This window comes from Peribacillus sp. NPDC060253 (assembly GCF_042727425.1).
Classification (GTDB): Bacteria; Bacillota; Bacilli; order Bacillales; family DSM-1321; genus Peribacillus.
In genome coordinates, this window is record NZ_JBHXAS010000231.1 from 1 (window position 1) to 3,222 (window position 3,222).

A 3,222-nucleotide genomic window follows, 5' to 3' on the forward strand; every position below is an offset into this window, starting at 1 on the left:
GCAATAGACTCACTCTAGTTAGCGTTTACTGCATTTTATCATAAAATTTTTCTATGGCAATGAATAAAAAAACAATATTATTTTTATTCATTATTTTCACTTATTATTTACATGAAGAGTTATCACTACTTAACAGGAGGGGTAAAAATGGCAAATACACAAAATTATGATGTAGTTGTAGTAGGGGCAGGAAACGCAGCTTTATGTGCCGCAATCTCAGCAAAAGAGGGAGGTGCTAGAGTTCTTGTATTAGAACGAGGACCATTGGAAAAGCGTGGAGGAAACTCTTTCTTCACAGATGGAGCCATACGTGTAGCCTACAATAATTTAGACGCAATCAGAAAAGTAATACCTAAATTAACAGACGCAGAAGCCGAGTTAATTGTTATGCCTGAATACACTGAATCTGATTATTTAGATGATTTAATGCGAGTAACAGGTGGACAGAGTAATCCTGAATTAGCAGAACAGCTGGTTACTAAATCTTATGAAACAATTGCGTGGATGCGTGATCAGGGAATAAAATTTGAATTGAATTATGAAAATCAATCTTTCGTACAAGATGGCAAGCGCAATTTCTGGGGAGGACTGCCTATCAAAACGGAAGATAAAGGCGTTGGCTTAATGAGACAGCTCTTTGCGCGGACAGAAGAAATTGGCATTGACGTTTGGTACGATTCACGTGCTGTGGAGCTTATATCAGAGAATAAGACAATATCCGGTGTCGTTGTTGAGAAAGATCATACAATGGTAACAGTTCATACATCCGGTGTGATTTTGGCTTGTGGCGGCTTTGAAGCCAATAAGCAAATGAGATGTGAAAATATTGGTGAAGAATGGGAAGCGGCAATTGTTCGTGGAACCGAATTCAACACAGGAGACGGCATTTCCATGGCTATGGCAGTCGGGGCTCAAAAATTTGGACAGTGGTCTGGATGCCATTCGATTGGGACAGATTATAACGCGCCAAAAGTTGGAGACTTCACGAAGCCGGGAGATATTTTTAAAAAGCATTCTTATCCGTACAGTGTCATGCTTAATAAGGAAGGGAAACGTTTTGTTGATGAAGGAGCAGATTTGCGAAATTACACCTATGCCAAATACGGCCGTGAGGTATTAAAACAGCCTGGACATGTGGCATATCAAATTTATGATGCACAGGTACGCCCGATGTTGCGTAAAGAATATGACCTTGAAGAAGCGACTATTTATAAAGCAGATACACTTGAAGAGTTGGCTAGTTTACTGCCGGTCAATCAAACACAATTCCTTAAAACGATCGAAGAATATAACAGTGCCGTACAAGATGGCGAGTATAGACCGGCAGAGAAAGATGGCAAAGGAACGAAAGGAATTACCCCTCCTAAATCCAACTGGGCACTTCGAATTGAGCAAGGGCCATTCTATGCTTTCCCTGTAACGTGCGGAATCACCTTCTCGTTCGGTGGTTTGCATGTAGATGCTACGGGTCATGTATTAAACAAAGAAGAACAACCGATAAAAGGTCTCTTTGCGGCTGGTGAAATGATTGGGGGGATTTTTTATGAAAACTATCCTGGTGGATCCGGGTTAATGTCAGGAGCAGTCTTTGGAAAATTAGCTGGTTCATCCGCAGCCCACTATATTCAAGAAAAAGTTGAAGCAATCAATAATCATTGAGTCTTTTCCTTGCATAGTTAATTAGATAAGAATGTGTCCAAAAATTCTAGGGATACATTAAATAGAGGAATAAAAAACAGCCAAGGCTTAAAAAAGTTCTTGGCTGTTTGTGTACTTCAAATATTAAAAGTCTTTATGCATTGATTAAAACTCACTTATACAAAACAAGGATCATTGAAGTAAACTATTTCGGAAAGAATTTTAGTGCCTTTCATATTTTTGAATAGTTCTTTCGCTTCTTTTTCTGTGTCAAATTCAAAAATTTTAATATTTCCTTTTAAAAAGACATTGATGACCCACATTGCAAAGCCTCTAAGTGATAAATAATTTTTTTGCGTAATTTGCAAATCAATTCAAATTAAGCTAATTGATAGGAAAGCTCGTAATTTTTTTTCGTGTACACGTATCCCTCTAAAATGATTCTCGCTGTGCGTACCACTTTAATAGCGCGTATGTGTCCTGCCAAAAAATCAACTTTTGTTTCCATTATCCCCGCCGGGTGGGCTAATCGAAAAATTTCCTGTTTGATGTCCACCATATCCGATAAAATCGTTTCCTGTAAGTAAGCTCCTGCAGTTGCACAGATTGCTCCTGTAATAGCAAGAGCTTGATGGGGCTTTTGCATCGACATCATTCTGATCATCAAATCCATCTCTGACGCTTTTCTTTCCGATCCGTTTAAATCTACGTAATCCATAGGAGGAGCAATTAGGGTCATTTTAGGCACAGCAGGAGATTGGACAGTTGCTAATTTCTTATCGGAAAATTGACACATTTCAGCTGCAATCGACCGGATTTCTTCTAGTTCATTTAATTTTTCCTGTGAATATTCAGTGGGCAATTCGCTTCCGTTTAGACAAATATCCTGTGCCCTTACAAAAACAAGTGGATTAGCAACATCAATAATTGAAACTTGAATCAGTCGATCCTTCGTTTTAATCATGTCAATTGGATTTCCTGTAGGGAATAGTTTTCCTGTAACTGCTCCTTCAGCACGAGTAAAAGAAAGATAGATAGGTGATCCTTTACCAGGCACGCCTGGAATTGAGCAGCTGCCTTCTGTTTTCACTTGTCCATTTTCAACCTCTACTTCTGCAATAATCAATTTCTGTGTATTTGTGTTAAAAATTTTCACCGTTGTAACAGGTTCTTTTGCCGGAACTAATCCGTGCTCAATTGCGTAAGGTCCTACAGCAGATGAAATATTACCACAATTCCCTTTAAAATCAACCATTTGATTATCGATGCTGATCTGCGCAAATGTATATTCCACATCGAATTCTGGTGAATCCGATTTTTTGATAATCGCAGCTTTACTTGTCAATGAATTCGCTCCTCCAAGACCATCAATCTGTCTCCGATCCGGACTGCCCATCACGTCAAGTAAGAAACCTTCCCAGTGTGAGCGATTCGAAGGCATATGTTCAAAGTTAAGGAACACACCTTTACTTGTCCCGCCGCGCATTACAACTACTGGTACTTTCATTGTATAACCACCTTTTCTCAACCAATTTATAGCACTACCGGTTCCATTGAAAATATAGTATGATAAGTTCATTAATA

3 protein-coding genes are annotated in these 3,222 nt (G+C 38.9%); 1 reads left to right on the top strand and 2 read right to left on the bottom strand.

The genetic code is table 11. The features are described from left to right. Window positions 1-147 precede the first annotated feature (147 nt). Complete coding sequence (tcuA, locus tag ACFWE9_RS26400; protein WP_377359599.1) at window positions 148-1,659, top strand: FAD-dependent tricarballylate dehydrogenase TcuA; 1,512 nt, start codon at window positions 148-150, stop codon at window positions 1,657-1,659. A 155-nt stretch (window positions 1,660-1,814) separates the two neighbouring features. Here tcuA and ACFWE9_RS26405 read toward each other — a convergent pair whose 3' ends face one another. Continuing rightward, window positions 1,815-1,961, bottom strand: a complete 147-nt coding sequence (locus ACFWE9_RS26405; RefSeq protein WP_377359600.1) for a hypothetical protein — start codon at window positions 1,959-1,961, stop codon at window positions 1,815-1,817. 56 nt (window positions 1,962-2,017) lie between these two features. Beyond that, window positions 2,018-3,145 (bottom strand): 2-methylaconitate cis-trans isomerase PrpF family protein, encoded by a 1,128-nt coding sequence (locus ACFWE9_RS26410; RefSeq protein ID WP_377359601.1) that lies wholly within the window; start codon window positions 3,143-3,145, stop codon window positions 2,018-2,020. Window positions 3,146-3,222: the final 77 nt, after the last annotated feature.